This is a genomic window from Pseudomonas pisciculturae (assembly GCF_015461805.1).
GTDB classification, from domain to species: domain Bacteria; phylum Pseudomonadota; class Gammaproteobacteria; order Pseudomonadales; family Pseudomonadaceae; genus Aquipseudomonas; species Aquipseudomonas pisciculturae.
Genome location: NZ_JACVZE010000002.1, coordinates 628,867 through 647,121, shown reverse-complemented (window position 1 = coordinate 647,121; position 18,255 = coordinate 628,867). Strand labels below are relative to the sequence as shown.

19 protein-coding genes are annotated in these 18,255 nt (G+C 56.9%); 16 read left to right on the top strand and 3 right to left on the bottom strand.

Annotated features, from left to right (window positions below):
• The first annotated feature begins 117 nt into the window (after nucleotides 1-117).
• The 5 genes from rpmH to mnmE all read left to right on the top strand — a co-directional run bounded on the left by rpmH (nucleotide 118) and on the right by mnmE (nucleotide 4,046).
• Nucleotides 118-252, top strand: a complete 135-nt coding sequence (gene rpmH, locus ICY20_RS08615; RefSeq protein ID WP_003213577.1) for a 50S ribosomal protein L34 — start codon at nucleotides 118-120, stop codon at nucleotides 250-252.
• 16 nt (nucleotides 253-268) lie between these two features.
• On the top strand, nucleotides 269-673 hold the full coding sequence (rnpA, locus tag ICY20_RS08610) for a ribonuclease P protein component (protein ID WP_053128141.1): 405 nt from the start codon (nucleotides 269-271) through the stop codon (nucleotides 671-673).
• Complete coding sequence (gene yidD, locus ICY20_RS08605) at nucleotides 666-911, top strand: membrane protein insertion efficiency factor YidD (RefSeq protein WP_010207715.1); 246 nt, start codon at nucleotides 666-668, stop codon at nucleotides 909-911. The genes rnpA and yidD overlap by 8 nt, the downstream gene beginning before the upstream one ends.
• Nucleotides 912-913: 2 nt before the next feature.
• Nucleotides 914-2,596, top strand: coding sequence for a membrane protein insertase YidC (yidC, locus tag ICY20_RS08600; RefSeq protein ID WP_159960498.1), 1,683 nt, complete (start codon nucleotides 914-916; stop codon nucleotides 2,594-2,596).
• A gap of 79 nt (nucleotides 2,597-2,675) precedes the next feature.
• Entirely contained in the window at nucleotides 2,676-4,046 is a 1,371-nt protein-coding gene (mnmE, locus tag ICY20_RS08595; RefSeq protein ID WP_159960496.1) for a tRNA uridine-5-carboxymethylaminomethyl(34) synthesis GTPase MnmE, read from the top strand.
• Between the two features lie 20 nt (nucleotides 4,047-4,066).
• Here mnmE and ICY20_RS08590 read toward each other — a convergent pair whose 3' ends face one another.
• From ICY20_RS08590 to ICY20_RS08580, 3 genes are all read right to left on the bottom strand, one after another.
• Nucleotides 4,067-6,505, bottom strand: coding sequence for a TonB-dependent siderophore receptor (locus ICY20_RS08590; RefSeq protein WP_159960494.1), 2,439 nt, complete (start codon nucleotides 6,503-6,505; stop codon nucleotides 4,067-4,069).
• Between the two features lie 91 nt (nucleotides 6,506-6,596).
• Complete coding sequence (locus ICY20_RS08585; RefSeq protein ID WP_159960536.1) at nucleotides 6,597-7,541, bottom strand: FecR domain-containing protein; 945 nt, start codon at nucleotides 7,539-7,541, stop codon at nucleotides 6,597-6,599.
• On the bottom strand, nucleotides 7,541-8,047 hold the full coding sequence (locus tag ICY20_RS08580) for a sigma-70 family RNA polymerase sigma factor (RefSeq protein WP_159960492.1): 507 nt from the start codon (nucleotides 8,045-8,047) through the stop codon (nucleotides 7,541-7,543). The genes ICY20_RS08585 and ICY20_RS08580 overlap by 1 nt, the downstream gene beginning before the upstream one ends.
• A 565-nt stretch (nucleotides 8,048-8,612) precedes the next feature.
• On the opposite strand from ICY20_RS08580, the gene mnmG reads away from it, so the two are divergent.
• The 11 genes from mnmG (at nucleotide 8,613) to atpG (ending at nucleotide 18,231) form a co-directional block, all read left to right on the top strand.
• Nucleotides 8,613-10,505, top strand: coding sequence for a tRNA uridine-5-carboxymethylaminomethyl(34) synthesis enzyme MnmG (gene mnmG, locus ICY20_RS08575; protein WP_159960490.1), 1,893 nt, complete (start codon nucleotides 8,613-8,615; stop codon nucleotides 10,503-10,505).
• The gene (rsmG, locus tag ICY20_RS08570) at nucleotides 10,502-11,146 is read left to right on the top strand and encodes a 16S rRNA (guanine(527)-N(7))-methyltransferase RsmG (protein ID WP_159960488.1); all 645 of its coding nucleotides are present in this window, start codon (nucleotides 10,502-10,504) and stop codon (nucleotides 11,144-11,146) included. Before mnmG ends, rsmG begins: the two co-directional genes overlap by 4 nt.
• Before the next feature lie 18 nt (nucleotides 11,147-11,164).
• A complete protein-coding gene (locus ICY20_RS08565) occupies nucleotides 11,165-11,962 on the top strand; it encodes a ParA family protein (protein WP_016978715.1) in 798 nt (265 codons plus the stop codon).
• Nucleotides 11,963-11,971: 9 nt separating this feature from the next.
• The gene (locus tag ICY20_RS08560) at nucleotides 11,972-12,844 is read left to right on the top strand and encodes a ParB/RepB/Spo0J family partition protein (RefSeq protein WP_159960486.1); all 873 of its coding nucleotides are present in this window, start codon (nucleotides 11,972-11,974) and stop codon (nucleotides 12,842-12,844) included.
• 148 nt (nucleotides 12,845-12,992) lie between these two features.
• Complete coding sequence (locus ICY20_RS08555) at nucleotides 12,993-13,400, top strand: F0F1 ATP synthase subunit I (RefSeq protein ID WP_003177069.1); 408 nt, start codon at nucleotides 12,993-12,995, stop codon at nucleotides 13,398-13,400.
• A 16-nt stretch (nucleotides 13,401-13,416) separates the two neighbouring features.
• Nucleotides 13,417-14,286, top strand: coding sequence for a F0F1 ATP synthase subunit A (atpB, locus tag ICY20_RS08550; RefSeq protein WP_017736231.1), 870 nt, complete (start codon nucleotides 13,417-13,419; stop codon nucleotides 14,284-14,286).
• A 134-nt stretch (nucleotides 14,287-14,420) separates the two neighbouring features.
• On the top strand, nucleotides 14,421-14,678 hold the full coding sequence (gene atpE, locus ICY20_RS08545) for a F0F1 ATP synthase subunit C (RefSeq protein WP_002555987.1): 258 nt from the start codon (nucleotides 14,421-14,423) through the stop codon (nucleotides 14,676-14,678).
• A gap of 56 nt (nucleotides 14,679-14,734) precedes the next feature.
• Nucleotides 14,735-15,205: a F0F1 ATP synthase subunit B gene (locus ICY20_RS08540; protein WP_008439543.1), complete on the top strand. Its 471-nt coding sequence runs from the start codon at nucleotides 14,735-14,737 to the stop codon at nucleotides 15,203-15,205.
• Between the two features lie 12 nt (nucleotides 15,206-15,217).
• Entirely contained in the window at nucleotides 15,218-15,754 is a 537-nt protein-coding gene (locus tag ICY20_RS08535) for a F0F1 ATP synthase subunit delta (RefSeq protein ID WP_032885165.1), read from the top strand.
• Nucleotides 15,755-15,775: 21 nt separating this feature from the next.
• A complete protein-coding gene (gene atpA, locus ICY20_RS08530) occupies nucleotides 15,776-17,320 on the top strand; it encodes a F0F1 ATP synthase subunit alpha (RefSeq protein WP_122485313.1) in 1,545 nt (514 codons plus the stop codon).
• A gap of 50 nt (nucleotides 17,321-17,370) precedes the next feature.
• The gene (gene atpG / locus ICY20_RS08525) at nucleotides 17,371-18,231 is read left to right on the top strand and encodes a F0F1 ATP synthase subunit gamma (protein WP_010565870.1); all 861 of its coding nucleotides are present in this window, start codon (nucleotides 17,371-17,373) and stop codon (nucleotides 18,229-18,231) included.
• Nucleotides 18,232-18,255: the final 24 nt, after the last annotated feature.

Here is an 18,255-nt window from a genome sequence, read left to right as displayed (position 1 = left end):
CTAATTGAAGGAAAAGCTGGTTGGAAATTGACCTAGAGGCTTGCTTTCTCTAGAATCGCCGGTCTCTTAAAACGGGGGCCATTCCGGCCCGTTGTGGACGAACCAGGTAACAACGCCATGAAACGTACTTTCCAACCAAGCACCATCAAACGCGCCCGTACTCACGGCTTCCGTGCTCGCATGGCTACCAAGAACGGCCGTGCTGTCCTGTCGCGTCGCCGCGCCAAAGGTCGTGCGCGTCTGGCAGTTTGATAATCCGGTACTGGTGGTGAGTCAGGACTTCAGTCGGGAAAAGCGTCTGCTAACCCCCCGGCATTTCAAGGCAGTCTTTGACTCCCCCACCGGCAAGGTTCCGGGGAAAAATCTCCTGCTCCTTGCGCGTAACAACGATCTGGATCACCCCCGCCTCGGGTTGGTGATCGGCAAGAAGAGCGTCAAGCTCTCCGTTGAGCGCAATCGCCTCAAGCGTCTGATGCGCGAATCGTTTCGCCTCCACCAGGACACTCTGGTTGGTTGGGATATTGTTATCGTCGCGCGCAAAGGCTTGGGGGATGTAGAAAACCCCGAATTGATTCAGCATTTCGGCAAGCTCTGGAAACGTCTGGCGCGTACCAACAAGCCAGCACCAGCAGTCAGCACCGAAACTGTAGGGGTAGACAGTACCGATGCGTAAACTGGCACTCGTACCGATCCAGTTTTATCGCTATGCCATTAGTCCCCTGATGGCCAGCCACTGTCGTTTCTACCCCAGTTGTTCCTGCTACGCGTTAGAGGCCATAGAAAATCATGGTCTTCTGCGCGGTGGCTGGCTGACCTTTCGTCGTTTAGGTCGCTGTCATCCGTGGAATCCCGGTGGTTATGACCCGGTTCCACCTATCCCTACCTCCCGTTCTTCTTCGATGGCCGAGTAATCATGGATATTAAACGCACGATCCTGATCGTCGCCCTGGCAATCGTGTCCTACGTTATGGTCCTTAAGTGGAACCAGGACTATGGCCAGGCTGCCCTGCCGACTCAGAATGTTGCTACCAACCAGGCTGCGCCGGCTATTCCGGACACCCCGCTGGGTAACAATGCGTCCGCGAGTGCCGATGTTCCCAGCGCGAATGGCGAGACAAGCGCCCCTTTAGAAACGCCAGTGGTCACCAACAAAGACCTCATCCACGTGAAAACGGATGTGCTCGACCTGGCTATCGATCCACAAGGTGGTGATATTGCCCAGCTGAAGCTGCCGCTGTATCCACGTCGCCAGGATCACCCGGATGTTCCGTTCCAACTGTTCGATAACGGTGGTGAACGTACTTATCTGGCACAAAGTGGCCTGACCGGCACCAACGGCCCGGATGCTCGCGCTACCGGTCGTCCGGTTTATTCGACCGAACAGAAGACTTATCAACTGGCTGATGGCCAGAACCAGTTGAACGTCGACCTGAAATTCACTCAGGACGGCGTCAACTACATCAAACGCTTCAGCTTTACCCGCGGTTTGTACGACTTGAAGGTCACTTACCTGATCGACAACACAAGCGACAAAGTGTGGAGCGGCAACCTGTTTGCCCAGCTCAAGCGTGATGGCAGCTCCGATCCGTCTTCCAGCACCGCCACCGGTACCGCTACTTATCTGGGCGCTGCCCTGTGGACAAGTAGCGAGCCGTACAAAAAAGTGTCGATGAAAGATATCGACAAAGGCGCGCTGAAAGAGACCGTCCAAGGTGGTTGGGTTGCCTGGTTGCAACACTACTTCGTGACCGCATGGATCCCGAACAAGGGTGAAGCCAACCTGGTGCAAACCCGCAAGGACAACCAGGGCAACTACATCATCGGCTTCACTGGCCCGGCGTTGACCGTCGCTCCAGGCGCGAAAGCTGAAACCAGCGCTACCCTGTATGCCGGCCCGAAAAGCCAGGCTGTACTCAAAGAGTTGTCCCCAGGCCTGGAACTGACTGTGGACTACGGCATTCTGTGGTTCATTGCCCAGCCGATTTTCTGGCTGCTGCAACATATCCACAGCATTGTGGGTAACTGGGGCTTCTCGATCATCTTCCTGACCATGCTGATCAAAGGGATCTTCTTCCCTCTGTCGGCCGCCAGCTACAAGTCGATGGCGCGCATGCGTGCCGTTGCACCGAAACTGGCCGCTCTGAAAGAGCAACATGGTGATGACCGGCAGAAAATGTCGCAGGCCATGATGGAGCTGTACAAGAAAGAGAAGATCAACCCGCTGGGTGGATGCTTGCCGATTCTCGTGCAGATGCCGGTGTTCCTGTCGCTGTACTGGGTACTCCTGGAAAGCGTTGAAATGCGCCAGGCGCCGTTCATGCTGTGGATAACTGACTTGTCGATCAAAGACCCGTTCTTTATCCTGCCGATCATCATGGGCGCGACCATGTTTATCCAGCAGCGTCTGAACCCGACTCCGCCGGACCCGATGCAGGCCAAGGTAATGAAAATGATGCCAATCATCTTCACCTTCTTCTTCCTGTGGTTCCCTGCTGGTCTGGTGCTGTACTGGGTGGTCAACAACGTGTTGTCGATCTCTCAACAGTGGTACATCACACGTAAAATCGAAGCAGCTACTGCAAAAGCTGCCGCGTAATTTACTCTGTGGGTAACCACTCAAGACGCCCCCTAGTGGGGCGTTTTGCTTTCCGCCACTTTTATTCTGGAACCTGCTGATGAGCGCTCCTCGTGAAACCATCGCTGCTGTCGCTACCGCTCAAGGTCGGGGCGGCGTCGGTATCGTTCGAATTTCCGGGCCGCTCGCCGGCATTGCTGCCAAGGCCATCAGTGGGCGTGAGTTGAAACCGCGCTACGCCCATTACGGTCAGTTCCTGGATGCTGACGACAGCGTGCTCGATGAAGGCTTGGCCATTTATTTTCCTGGGCCAAACTCCTTCACTGGCGAAGATGTCTTGGAATTGCAGGGTCACGGTGGCCCGGTCGTATTGGATATGTTGTTGCAGCGCTGCCTTCAATTGGGTTGCCGCCTGGCCCGGCCGGGGGAATTCAGCGAACGCGCGTTCCTGAACGACAAACTCGACCTTGCCCAGGCTGAAGCGATTGCTGACTTGATCGAGGCCAGTTCTGCACAGGCTGCGCGCAATGCGTTGCGCTCACTGCAGGGCGCATTCTCCTTGCGTGTGCATAACCTGACCGAGCAATTGATCAGCTTGCGCATCTACGTCGAGGCTGCCATTGATTTCCCGGAAGAAGAAATCGACTTCCTGGCCGATGGCCACGTTTTGGCAATGCTGGATAAGGTCCGTGATGAGTTATCCACAGTGCTGCGCGAAGCCGGGCAGGGCGCTTTGTTGCGCGACGGCATGACTGTGGTGATTGCCGGTCGTCCGAATGCCGGCAAATCCAGTTTGCTCAATGCCTTGGCAGGCCGTGAAGCCGCGATCGTCACCGAGATTGCCGGTACCACCCGAGATATCTTGCGTGAACATATCCACATCGACGGCATGCCGCTGCACGTGGTCGATACCGCGGGCCTGCGCGATACCGATGATCAGGTGGAGAAGATCGGCGTAGAGCGAGCGCTCAAGGCCATCGCCGAAGCTGATCGCGTGCTGTTGGTAGTAGACGCAACTGCGCCTGAGGCTGTGAACCCTTTTGCGCTCTGGCCGGAATTCCTTGAACAACGACCAGACCCCGCCAAAGTTACCTTGATCCGCAACAAGGCCGACCTGACGGGCGAAGCCATTACCATGCATACCAGCGACGATGGTCATGTCACCATCAGCTTGAGTGCGAAATCCGCCGGTGATGGCCTGGAATTGCTGCGCGAGCACCTCAAGGCCTGCATGGGCTACGAGCAGACCTCGGAAAGCAGCTTCAGCGCGCGCCGCCGACACCTGGAAGCGCTGCGACATGCCAGCGCGGCCCTGGAGCACGGCCGGGCACAGCTGACCTTGGCGGGGGCCGGTGAGCTGCTGGCTGAGGATTTACGCCAGGCACAGCAACTGTTGGGAGAAATCACCGGTGCATTCAGCTCAGATGATTTGTTGGGGCGGATCTTTTCCAGCTTCTGCATCGGCAAATAGCCGAGTTATCCACAGCCCCCTTACCAGTTGTAGGACACCGTACCGAGCAAGGTACGGCTGTCTCCCCAGTAGCAACGCCCCGCATCGTTGCAACCGGATACATATTCCTTGTCGAACAGGTTCTTGGCATTCAGGTCCACCGCCCAGTGCGTGTCGATCTGGTAGCCGATGGCAGCATCCACCAAGGTGACGCTGCCGGGGTCGAGTTTCCCGTAGAGGGTCGGCTTGGTGTAGGAATAGGCGCTGTCGAAGTAACGAACACCACCGCCCAGCGACAGCCCTTTGAGTTGGCCATCCAGGAACCGGTACTTGCCCCAGACCGACGCCTGGTTGCGCGGAACCCCCGTCATCTGGCGCCCCTCAACCAATGAGCCAGCCGTGTCTTTGGTAATCCGAGCGTCGGTGTACGTGTAGGCAGCCGTGAGGTTCAGGTTCGGTGTGATGTTGCTGTTGATCTCAAGCTCTGCGCCCTTGGCGCGGCTTTCACCCACTTGGCGATAAGTATTGGTGGTGCTATCGAGGTAGGTATCGTCCTGCTTGCGCAAGTCATACACCGACAGCGTCATCGCCGTGTCCCAACCGATGGGCTCGTACTTCACGCCCACTTCATATTGGCGGCTGGTGATGGGCTTGAGCGGTGAGCCTGTCACCGCGATCTGCTGTACCGGGACGAACGCCGTGGAGTAGCTGACATACGGCGTCAGGCCGTTGTCGAACTGGTACATCACGCCACCTTGGTAAGTGAATTTCTGCTCGGTGGTGCTGGAGTCCGTCGAGCTTTTTACCTTGTCGCGAAAATCACTGTCGACCCAGTCCTGACGACCGCCCAGCAGGAACAACCAGTGGTCGTACTTGCTTTGGATCTGTGCATAAACGCCTTTCATCTGCTGCTCGAGCAAGGTGTTTTGCACGGCGATGGGAGTGGTCGGATCGTTTAGATACACAGGGTTATACACATTGATTGCGCCAACCAACCCGCCATCCCAATCCTGATTGAACGAGGTGCGATCGTAGCTCGCGCCAAATAGCACGGTGTTTTCCAGACTGCCCAGTTGGAATTTGCCTTCCAGTTGGTTATCCAGCGAATAAACCATCGACTTGTTGTAGCGGTCGTAGGCACTCATGTTCAGCTGGGTGCCAAAGCCCTGGTTATTCAATTCGCCAGGCCAGGTTTCATGCCGGGTAATGCGTGACTGCATATAGCGCGAGTTTTGGCGGAACTGCCAATCGTCATTGAAGCTGTGGCTGAATTCATAGCCGGTATTCCAGGCTTCGCGCTCAAAGGTGTTCCAGTCCGGGTCGCCGAGCATGGTGTGTTTCGACAACTGGCCGTTGGGGTTAGTCAGCAATGTGCCGGCAGCCGGTAGGCCGAGTTCCAGGTTGGTGTGATCCTTCTGGTAGTTGGCCAACAGGGTGAGGGTGTTGTAGTCGTCGAAATTCAGGGTCAGGGAGGGGGCAATGTAGAGACGGTCGTCCGGGACATGGTCGGTCTGCGTATCGGACTTTCGGCCAAGCATCACCACCCGGCCAAGGATGTTGCCGCTGTCATTGAGCGGTCCAGAGATATCCACACCCAGTTGACGTCGGTTGTTCGAGCCGTAGCCCAGCTGCACCTCGCCTTGCGGGGTCGCCGTGGGGTGTTTACTGACCAGGTTCACTAGGCCACCAGGGGCGTTTTCACCGTAAAGCAGCGATGAAGGCCCACGGAAGATTTCCACACGCTCTAACCCATAGGGTTCGCTGGTGGTGTCGTACCTATTGCCTTGTACGCGTAAGCCATCACGCAACAGGCCGTAGCCGTAATCCGTGGCGTTGAAACCGCGAATGAAGAACAAATCGCCCGCCAGGCTATCGCCGGCCGCAAACGGGGGCGCAAAAATACCCGGCACGTAGCCCAATACTTCAGTCAATGTCTGAGATTTCTGGTCCTTGATGCGTTGGCCAGTGACCACTGACACCGAGCGAGGTGTTTCCGACAAGGGTGTACTGGTCTTGGTGCCGATGCGACTGTTTTGCGCCTTGTAACCGATGTCCCCGGCAATCTCTTGATTGAAACCACCCTGTTGATAAGTGCTGACGGTCGTCGGTGAAAGCGTAAGTTGCCCGGTGGGCGCCGCCTGCAACACATAGCTTCCAGGTGCCTGAACGACAGCCTGCAAGCCTGAGCTTTGCAGCAAGAATGCAAAGCCTTGTTCCACCGAATAGTCACCGTCCAACCCTGGCGTGCTCAAACTCGCGGTCTGCTCAGGCGAGAAAGACAGAATCACATTGGCCTTGGCGGCAAACTGGCTCAAGGCGTTGTCCAGCGGCCCGGCTGCAATGGTGTAGTGCTGCACCGCACTGGCGGCCATGGCGCCAGTCGAGAATAAAGCCCCCGTGCTGGCGGCAGTGCCCAGTAGCAGGCCGTAGGTGATGCCGTGACAAGAGAGTCGTTGGCGAAGCTTGGTGGGAAGGCGCATAGGTGGGTAAGCCCTGAAGGTAGCGTCGTAATTACCTGTAGGGCCGCGTCAGGTAAAAAAAAGATAACCCCTTGTGGATTATTTTTTGCAATCAGCCGCTTCCCTTCACCGAAACCCAATAGCGGGTGAAGTATTTCACCTGGATGGGCAGGGTGGCTTGGAGGTTGGCCAGCACCGCATCGGTAGAATCCAGACGGAATGCTCCGGAAACGCGCAAACGTGCGGATGCTGCATCGCACTGCAAGACGCCCGGCCGGTAGCGGGCAAGGTCGTCGATCACGTCACCCAAGCGCGCATTTAATACGATCAGTTGGCCGTCGACCCAGGCGGCCTGGGTACCTCGATACGGGTGGTTGACCCCAACGTTCTGTCGGTCGAAGTCAACGCTCTCACCCGCGCTGAGCATCCGGCCGTGGTCGGGTTGGCCTGCGGGTGAAACCCTGACCCGATCTTCCAGTACGCCAACACGTGTGGCGTCCGACAACTGACGTACGGTAAACCGCGTGCCTAAAGCCTGAACCCGCCCTTGGCGAGTTTCGACGTAAAACGGCGCCTGCCCGCCCGATTTGCCGGTGTGGATAAGTACTTCCCCCTCACGCAGGCGGATCAAGCGCTGGCGCCCGTCGAACGCCACATCAATCGAGGTGTGGGTATTGAGATCAACCTGCGTGCCATCGGCGAACGCGATGCGCCGGCGTTCACCCACGCCGGTGCGGTAGTCGGCCCAAGCACTGCCCAGGGACGTATGTTGCTGAACATTCCATCCCAGATACCCGGTGCCACCTAGCAGTAACATCCACTTGAGTACCTGGCGGCGTTGTTGCGTGGTGGATAGAGCACGGCGCGTCAGGTCCGGGGGCAGGGTGCCAAGACTGCGCTGCAATTGCTCTATCTGGTTCCAGGCGGCCTGATGGGAAGGATCGCCACTGAGCCATTGCTGCCAGGCGTGGCGTTCAGCGGGCGTGGGCGACTGGGCTTGGAACTGCACATACCAACTGGCGGCAGCTTCGAACGTTTTGCGATCAGGCACCGCCATTACATGCTGGCCATGATTAGCGAGCATTCCGTCAGCGCGCGGATCATGTGCTTTTTCACCGTGGTCAGTGAAACCTGCAGTTGATCGGCGATCTGTTGATAAGTCAGCCCATCAATCTGCGAGAGCATGAAGATACGCCGCGCCCGCTCCCCCAGGCCGCAGAGCGCTTTGTCCACAGCCACCAGGGTTTCGATGATGATTGCCTTGTCTTCTTCACTGATGGCCACCGCTTCAGGGCGCTCGGCCAAGCTCTGCTTGTAAGCCTGCTCAATGGCATGCCGGCGATAGCGATCAATCACCAGCCCCCTGGCAATGGTCGCCAGGTAATCGCGCGGTTCCTGGATCTGTGCAGCATGACGACCGCCCAGTATGCGCACGAACGTATCCTGGGCCACATCGGCCGCATCGCAGGCGTTATGCAATTTGCCTTTGAGCCACCCGTGCAACCAGGAATGGTGTTGCTCGTAGATGTGCTGGACTACAGCCGTGTGCGAAGGAGCGGGCATAGGAGCGAGACAAGGTGGCTTAATGATAATCGCTATTATTAACTGCCCCGTCGCTTTCTCACAATAGTCCTCTTTTTACCGAACTCTGCACCCGACATCTGAGTTTCGGAGGTTTCGTCGTGGGTGATATACGCCTCCTTTTGCCAATTTCTGTGGATTAAGCCCTGTGAATAACCGCCCTTGTGCCCAGTTGATAACAGGGCTTTAAAACTGAGCATAAACCCGTCTGTGGATAACCACCTGTTTAATCCACAGGCTTAAAGCACTTATCCACGTGGCTCATCGGCATATGACCACAGACTTTTGAACCTCTGTACATGAAGTAAACAAAGGCCTATAGCGATCTATCCACAGAAAATAGCCTCAGTAGAAATAAACATAAAAACAAAGATTTAATAAATCTCTCTCTTTTAATTTCTATTGTCTGTGATTAATCCACAGCTGGTTAAATTTTGTGCAAAGGGTTCTTTAGGGAGGGCTAAGTCCCTATACTTGCCGCCAAAGCTCCAAAACCCTTTCAACAAACAATTCCTGATTACCTACATAAGCAGGCACGAGGTGCGTGGTGGATTTCCCTTCCCGTTTTGAAGTGATCGTCATCGGCGGCGGTCATGCCGGTACCGAGGCAGCACTGGCGTCAGCACGCATGGGCGTAAAAACCCTGCTGCTCACGCACAACGTGGAAACCCTCGGTGCGATGAGTTGCAACCCCGCCATTGGTGGCATCGGCAAAAGCCACTTGGTCAAAGAAATCGACGCCCTCGGCGGCGTGATGGCCATGGCTACCGATAAGGGTGGTATTCAATTTCGCGTGCTCAACAGCCGCAAAGGCCCGGCCGTACGTGCTACCCGCGCCCAAGCCGACCGCATCCTGTACAAGGCGGCGGTACGCGAAACCCTGGAAAACCAGCCGAACCTGTGGATATTTCAACAAGCAGCGGATGACCTGATCGTCGAACAAGACCAGGTACGCGGTGTGGTCACCCAAATGGGCCTGCGTTTCTTCGCAGAGTCCGTGGTGTTAACCACCGGTACCTTCCTCGGCGGACTTATCCACATCGGTATGCAGAACTATTCCGGCGGCCGCGCTGGCGACCCGCCGTCGATTGCCCTGGCAAAACGCCTGCGAGAACTGCCGCTGCGTGTAGGCCGCCTGAAAACCGGGACTCCGCCGCGTATCGACGGGCGTTCTGTGGACTTTTCGGTGATGACCGAACAGGCTGGCGATACACCGATCCCGGTCATGTCGTTCATGGGCTCCAAGGAGCAGCATCCGAAACAGGTCAGCTGCTGGATTACCCATACCAACGCCCGTACCCACGAAATCATCGCGGCAAACCTTGATCGTTCACCGATGTATTCCGGGGTGATTGAAGGTATTGGCCCGCGTTATTGCCCGTCGATTGAAGACAAGATCCACCGCTTTGCCGACAAGGAAAGCCACCAGGTCTTTATCGAGCCCGAAGGTTTGACTACACACGAGCTGTACCCGAACGGGATTTCCACGTCCCTGCCGTTCGACGTGCAAATCCAGATCGTGCAATCGATTCGCGGCATGGAAAACGCGCATATCGTGCGTCCGGGCTACGCCATCGAGTACGACTACTTCGACCCGCGTGACCTGAAGTACAGCCTGGAAACCAAAGTGATCGGCGGCCTGTTCTTCGCCGGCCAAATCAACGGCACCACCGGTTACGAAGAAGCCGGTGCCCAAGGTTTGTTGGCCGGTACCAACGCTGCATTGCGTGCACAGGGCAAAGACAGCTGGTGCCCGCGTCGCGACGAAGCGTATATCGGCGTGCTGGTTGACGACCTGATTACCCTGGGCACCCAGGAACCGTACCGGATGTTCACTTCCCGGGCGGAATACCGTCTGATCCTGCGCGAAGACAACGCCGACCTGCGCCTGACCGAAAAAGGCCGTGAGCTTGGCTTGGTCGATGACGTGCGTTGGGAAGCCTTCTGCAAAAAACGCGAAAGCATCGTGTTGGAAGAGCAGCGCCTGAAAAGCACCTGGGTTCGCCCGGGCACCGAGCAAGGCGATGCAATCGCTGAAAAGTTCGGCACGCCGCTCACTCACGAGTACAACTTGCTGAACCTGCTGTCCCGTCCGGAAATCGACTACGCTGGCCTGGTTGAAGTGACTGGCGGCGGTGCAGAAGACCCACAGGTCGCCGAGCAGGTCGAAATCAAGACCAAATACGCCGGTTACATTGACCGCCAGCAGGACGAGATCGCTCGCCTGCGCGCCAGTGAAAATACCAAGCTGCCTGTGGACATCGACTACACCGGTATTTCCGGGTTGTCGAAAGAAATCCAAAGCAAGCTGGGGGTAACTCGGCCAGAAACCCTGGGCCAGGCTTCACGCATTCCCGGTGTCACCCCGGCAGCCATTTCGCTGTTGATGATTCATTTGAAAAAACGCGGCGCGGGCCGTCAGTTGGAGCAAAGCGCTTGAGTTCGTTGGTCACCTCGCAACACGCCGAAGAGTTATCCACAGGTGCACGCCAGTTGGGCGTCGACCTGACCCCGGCCCAGCACGAATTGCTGCTGGGCTACCTGGCCCTGTTGATTAAATGGAACAAGGCTTACAACCTGACCGCAGTGCGCGACCCCAATGAAATGGTTTCCCGCCACTTGCTCGACAGCTTGAGCGTCATGCCATTTATCGAAAATGGCCGCTGGCTTGACGTGGGCAGCGGCGGCGGTATGCCCGGCATCCCATTGGCCATCCTGTTTCCAGAGGCCCAAGTGACTTGCCTGGACAGCAACGGCAAGAAAACCCGCTTCCTGACCCAGGTCAAACTCGAACTCAAGCTGGATAACCTGCAAGTTATCCACAGCCGCGTCGAAGCTTTCACGCCTGAGCTGCCCTTCAACGGAATTGTTTCCCGGGCGTTCAGCAGCATGGAGAACTTCAGCAACTGGACTCGCCACCTGGGCGATCGCGACACGCGCTGGCTGGCAATGAAGGGCGTCCATCCAAGCGATGAGCTGTTAGCATTGCCGGCAGACTTCCACCTCGATAGCGAACACGCCTTGGCCGTACCCGGTTGCCAAGGCCAACGCCATCTGCTGATACTGCGCCGCACGGCATGATTGGGAACACAAGCAAGAATGGCTAAGGTATTCGCGATAGCGAACCAGAAAGGTGGCGTGGGCAAAACCACCACCTGCATCAACCTCGCAGCATCCCTGGTCGCTACCAAGCGCCGGGTGCTGTTGATCGATCTCGATCCACAGGGCAACGCCACCATGGGTAGCGGTGTGGATAAACACGGCCTGGAAAACTCGGTCTACGACTTGCTGATTGGTGAGTGCGACCTGGCCCAAGCCATGCACTACTCCGAACACGGTGGCTACCAACTGCTACCCGCCAACCGCGATTTGACCGCGGCGGAAGTGGTGCTGTTGGAAATGCAGATGAAAGAAAGCCGTCTGCGCAGCGCCTTGGCGCCGATCCGCGAGAATTACGATTACATCCTGATCGACTGCCCACCGTCACTGTCGATGCTGACATTGAACGCGTTGGTGGCGGCCGATGGGGTGATTATCCCCATGCAGTGCGAGTACTACGCGCTGGAAGGGCTGAGCGACCTTGTGGATAACATCAAGCGCATCGCCGAGCTGCTCAACCCGAACCTGCAGATCGAAGGCCTGCTGCGGACGATGTTCGACCCGCGCCTGAGCCTGATGAATGACGTATCGGCGCAGCTCAAGGAGCACTTTGGCGACCAGCTCTACGACACGGTGATCCCACGCAACATCCGTTTGGCCGAAGCCCCGAGCTACGGCATGCCGGCGTTGGCGTACGACAAATCCTCGCGGGGTGCCATTGCCTACCTGGCCCTGGCCGGCGAGATGGTTCGCCGTCAACGCCGCAACTCACGCACCGCTGCAGCCCAGCCAACTTAAGGAACCCCCATGGCCGTCAAGAAACGAGGTCTCGGACGTGGACTGGATGCACTGCTGAGTGGTCCGACTGTCACGTCGCTTGAAGAACAAGCGGTGCAGGCCGACGAGCGCGAGCTGCAACACCTGCCCCTGGACCTGATCCAGCGGGGCAAATACCAGCCCCGCCGGGACATGGACCCCCAGGCGCTGGAAGAACTGGCCAATTCGATCAAGGCCCAGGGCGTCATGCAGCCGATCGTGGTGCGCCCCATTGGTGGCGGGCGCTTCGAGATCATCGCCGGCGAACGCCGCTGGCGCGCCAGCCAGCAGGCTGGCAAAGAAACCATCCCCGCGATGGTGCGCGATGTGCCGGATGAAACCGCCATTGCCATGGCGTTGATCGAGAACATCCAGCGTGAAGACCTCAACCCGGTCGAAGAAGCGATCGCGTTGCAGCGCTTGCAGCAGGAGTTCCAACTGACTCAGCAACAAGTGGCCGATGCAGTGGGCAAGTCCCGCGTGACTGTGTCCAACTTGCTGCGTCTGATTTCGCTGCCGGAAGTCATCAAGACCATGTTGTCGCACGGCGACCTGGAAATGGGCCACGCCCGTGCTTTGCTCGGTTTGCCCGAAAACCAACAGGTTGAAGGGGCGCGACATGTTGTCGCACGAGGGCTCACCGTTCGTCAGACCGAGGCCCTGGTTCGCCAGTGGCTCAGCGGCAAACCTGCACCGGTCGAAACGACCAAACCTGATCCGGATATTGCCCGCCTTGAGCAGCGCCTGGCCGAGCGCCTAGGCTCTGCGGTGCAAATTCGCCACGGCAAGAAAGGTAAAGGCCAATTGGTTATCGGATATAACTCTCTCGATGAGCTTCAGGGCGTCCTTGCCCACATCCGCTGAAACATTTACTCATGTAGCGTGTGATCGGAAATCACTACCCGACAGTTGAATAGGGGCAGAACCGCCCCTATACTCTGCGCGCATTTTGTCGGCACAAATTATGCCAAGTTATTGATTTCCGGCAGCCGACCATTGAGGAGCAAGAGTGATGGAAACCCGCACGCCAAACACGTTGCCGTTCCATCGCTTGGCCGTTTTTCCGGTTTTATTGGCTCAATTTGTCATCTTGCTGATCGCCGCGTTGGCGCTTTGGTACGGGCATGGAGTCGTAGCCGGATATTCAGGACTCTGCGGAGGCCTGATAGCCTTGCTGCCCAATATGTATTTTGCTCATAGGGCCTTTCGGTTTTCCGGCGCCCGAGCAGCCCAGGCTATCGTCCGGTCATTTTATGCCGGCGAAGCAGGGAAACTGATTTTGACGGCAGTGCTGTTTGCACTGACCTTTGCAGGTGTGAAGCCATTGGCGCCGCTGGCTGTATTCGGCGTCTTCGTGTTGACCCAACTGGTCAGCTGGTTCGCTCCCCTGCTAATGAAAACAAGACTTTCGAAACCTTAGGGCGTTTGAGGCAACCATGGCAGAAACAACCGCTTCGGGCTATATCCAGCACCACTTGCAGAACCTGACCTTCGGTCAGCTTCCTAATGGCGGCTGGGGCTTTGCCCACTCCGCAGCAGAGGCCAAAGAAATGGGCTTCTGGGCTTTCCACCTGGACACTCTGGGTTGGTCGGTCGCATTGGGTCTGATCTTCGTTCTGATTTTCCGCATGGCGGCAAAGAAGGCGACTTCCGGTCAGCCAGGTGCTTTGCAGAACTTCGTTGAAGTATTGGTCGAATTCGTCGATGGCAGCGTGAAAGACAGCTTCCATGGCCGTAGCCCGGTGATTGCACCGTTGGCACTGACCATCTTCGTCTGGGTGTTCCTGATGAACGCCGTCGACCTGATCCCGGTTGACTGGATTCCTCAGCTCGCCATGGCGATCAGCGGCGATCCGCACATTCCATTCCGTGCCGTATCGACCACTGACCCTAACGCTACCCTGGGCATGGCCCTGTCGGTATTCGCGTTGATCATTTTCTACAGCATCAAGATCAAGGGCATCGGCGGCTTCATCGGCGAACTGACCCTGCACCCGTTCGGCAGCAAGAACATCTTCGTTCAAGCCCTGCTGATCCCGGTGAACTTCCTGCTGGAATTCGTCACCCTGATCGCCAAGCCGATTTCCCTGGCTCTGCGACTGTTCGGCAACATGTATGCCGGCGAGTTGGTGTTCATTCTGATCGCTGTGATGTTCGGCAGCGGCCTGCTCTGGCTTAGCGGCCTGGGCATTGTTCTGCAGTGGGCGTGGGCTGTGTTCCACATCCTGATCATCACCCTGCAGGCCTTTATCTTCATGATGCTGACCATCGTCTACCTGTCGATGGCGCACGAAGAGAACCATTAAGACCAGTCTCGACTAGTCTGATGTCCTTCCCGGTCAAACGGGAAGGTGGGCCCTACCGGGCTATGAAACGATTTGTTTTACCGCTTTAAAATCTAAAAAACCTAAACCATACGACGTAAAAGTCGGGAGGAAAGATGGAAACTGTAGTTGGTCTAACCGCTATCGCTGTTGCACTGTTGATCGGCCTGGGCGCCCTGGGTACTGCCATTGGTTTCGGCCTGCTGGGCGGCAAGTTCCTGGAAGGCGCAGCGCGCCAGCCAGAAATGGTTCCAATGCTGCAAGTTAAAATGTTCATCGTCGCCGGCCTGCTCGACGCCGTGACCATGATCGGTGTTGGTATCGCTCTGTTCTTCACCTTCGCGAACCCTTTCGTTGGTCAACTCGCCGGTTAATCACTCGTCTTTTCGAGTGATTGGTGTGTTGTGCAACGAATGAGCGAGGTATTGGCGTGAACATTAATGCAACCATTATTGGTCAGTCCTTAGCGTTCTTGATTTTTGTCGTTTTCTGCATGAAGTTCGTATGGCCTCCGGTCATCGCAGCTCTGCACGAACGTCAGAAGAAGATCGCGGATGGGCTGGACGCTGCAGCACGAGCAGCTCGCGACCTGGAGTTGGCCCAAGATAAAGCGGGTCAACAACTGCGCGAAGCGAAAGCTCAAGCAGCCGAAATCATTGAGCAAGCCAAGAAACGCGGTAACCAGATCGTTGAAGAGGCTGTTGAAAAAGCCCGTATCGACGCTGACCGTGTGAAGGTTCAGGCTCAGGCCGAGATCGAGCAGGAACTGAACGGTGTCAAAGACGCTCTGCGTGCCCAACTGGGTGCTCTGGCTGTCGGCGGTGCTGAGAAGATCCTGGGTGCCACAATCGATCAAAACGCGCACGCGGAGCTGGTTAACAAACTGGCTGCTGAAATTTAAGCGAGGGCGATCATGGCAGAATTGACCACGTTGGCCCGACCTTACGCTAAGGCAGCCTTCGAGCACGCCCAGGCCCACCAGCAGCTGGCCTCTTGGTCAGCCATGCTCGGCCTGGCTGCAGCAGTGTCGCAAGACGACACCATGCAGCGCGTGCTCAAGGCCCCGCGACTGACGAGCGCAGACAAGGCCGCCACTTTTATTGAAGTGTGCGGCGACAAGTTTGATGTGAAAGTGCAGAACTTCTTGCACGTCGTTGCCGAAAACGACCGTCTCCTGCTTCTGCCGGAGATTGCCGCTCTGTTCGACCTGTACAAGGCCGAGCAAGAGAAGTCGGTAGACGTTGAAGTCACCAGTGCTTTTGCATTGAACCAAGAACAGCAAGACAAACTCGCCAAGGTTCTCAGTGCACGACTCGACCGGGAAGTGCGCCTGCAAGTTGCGGAGGATGCCACCCTTATTGGTGGTGTCATCATTCGCGCCGGCGACCTGGTTATCGATGGCTCGATTCGCGGCAAACTCGCGAATCTTGCCGAAGCATTGAAATCTTGAGTTTGAAGGGGCAGCAGAGCAATGCAGCAACTCAATCCTTCCGAAATAAGTGAAATTATCAAGGGCCGCATCGACAAGCTCGATGTGACCTCCCAAGCCCGTAACGAAGGCACTGTCGTCAGCGTATCTGACGGCATCGTGCGGATTCACGGTCTGGCCGACGTAATGTACGGCGAGATGATCGAGTTTCCGGGCGGCGTCTTCGGTATGGCCCTCAACCTGGAGCAAGACTCCGTAGGTGCCGTTGTATTGGGCGCGTACACCAGTCTGGCTGAAGGCATGAGCGCCAAGTGCACTGGCCGCATCCTCGAAGTTCCGGTTGGTAAGGAACTGCTGGGTCGCGTAGTCGACGCACTGGGTAACCCTGTTGACGGTAAAGGTCCACTGGGCAACACCGAGACCGACGCGGTCGAGAAAGTTGCTCCAGGCGTGATCTGGCGTAAGTCGGTAGACCAGCCTGTACAGACTGGCTACAAGGCTGTCGATGCCATGATCCCAGTCGGCCGTGGCCAGCGTGAGCTGATCATCGGTGACCGTCAGATCGGTAAAACCGCTCTGGCCATCGACGCGATCATCAACCAGAAAGACAGCGGCATTTTCTGCGTCTACGTAGCAATCGGTCAGAAACAATCGACCATCGCCAACGTGGTTCGCAAGCTGGAAGAAAACGGCGCCCTGGCCAACACGATCATCGTGGCTGCCAGTGCTTCGGAATCTCCTGCGCTGCAATTCCTGGCACCGTACTCCGGTTGCACCATGGGTGAATTCTTCCGCGACCGCGGTGAAGACGCGCTGATCGTTTATGACGATCTGTCCAAGCAAGCAGTGGCTTACCGCCAGATTTCCCTGCTGCTGCGCCGTCCACCAGGCCGTGAAGCTTACCCAGGCGACGTGTTCTATCTCCACTCCCGTCTGCTGGAGCGCGCATCCCGCGTTTCGGAAGAGTACGTAGAGAAGTTCACCAACGGCGCAGTGACCGGCAAAACCGGTTCCCTGACCGCACTGCCGATCATCGAAACCCAGGCTGGCGACGTTTCCGCGTTCGTTCCGACCAACGTGATTTCCATCACCGACGGTCAGATCTTCCTGGAATCGGCCATGTTCAACTCGGGCATCCGCCCAGCAGTGAACGCCGGTGTTTCGGTATCCCGTGTGGGTGGTGCCGCTCAGACCAAGATCATCAAGAAGCTTTCCGGTGGTATCCGTACCGCTCTGGCTCAGTACCGTGAACTGGCGGCATTCGCCCAGTTCGCTTCTGACCTGGACGAAGCGACCCGTAAGCAACTTGAGCATGGTCAGCGCGTTACCGAGCTGATGAAGCAGAAGCAATACGCCCCAATGTCGATCGCTGACATGGCGTTGTCGCTGTATGCCGCTGAGCGTGGGTTCCTGACTGACGTCGAAATCACCAAGGTTGGCAGCTTTGAACAAGCGCTGATTGCTTACTTCAACCGCGATCATGCCGACTTGTTGGCCAAGATCAACGTGAAGGGTGACTTCAATGACGAAATCGACGCTGGCCTCAAAGCCGGTATCGAGAAGTTCAAGGCCACCCAAACCTGGTAAGCCGCAGCGGGAGCCGCAAGGCTCCCGCTTGCTAACCTGATAGGTGTTACATGGCAGGCGCAAAAGAGATTCGCAGTAAGATTGCGAGCATCAAAAGCACGCAAAAGATTACCAGCGCCATGGAAAAAGTGGCGGTCAGCAAAATGCGCAAGGCACAAATGCGCATGGCTGCTAGCCGTCCTTATGCGGAGCGTATCCGCCAGGTAATTGGGCATTTGGCCAACGCCAACCCGGAATACCGCCACCCATTCATGATCGACCGCGAAGTTAAGCGTGTGGGTTATGTGGTTGTGAGCAGTGACCGTGGTTTGTGCGGTGGTTTGAATACCAACCTGTTCAAGGCCCTGGTCAAGGACATGGCGGTAAACCGCGAAAACGGCGTCGAGATCGATCTGTGTGTTGTTGGTAGCAAGGGTGCGGCCTTTTTCCGTAACTTCGGCGGTAACGTCGTTGCAGCTATCAGCCACCTGGGTGAAGAGCCGTCGATCAATGATTTGATCGGCAGTGTGAAGGTGATGCTGGATGCGTACCTGGAAGGCCGGATTGACCGCCTCTCCGTGGTATCCAACAAGTTCATCAACACCATGACCCAGCAGCCAACCGTGGAGCAATTGATTCCACTGGTGGCGACTCCGGATCAGGAACTCAAGCACCACTGGGACTACCTCTACGAACCAGACGCCAAAGAGCTGCTTGACGGCTTGATGGTGCGCTACGTGGAGTCGCAGGTGTACCAGGCGGTGGTCGAGAACAACGCAGCTGAACAAGCGGCGCGGATGATCGCGATGAAAAACGCTACCGACAACGCCGGTGATCTGATCAGCGATTTGCAGCTGATCTACAACAAGGCGCGTCAGGCTGCGATCACCCAAGAGATCTCGGAAATCGTCGGCGGCGCTGCCGCGGTTTAACGGTTCAAATATTCAGAGGATCCA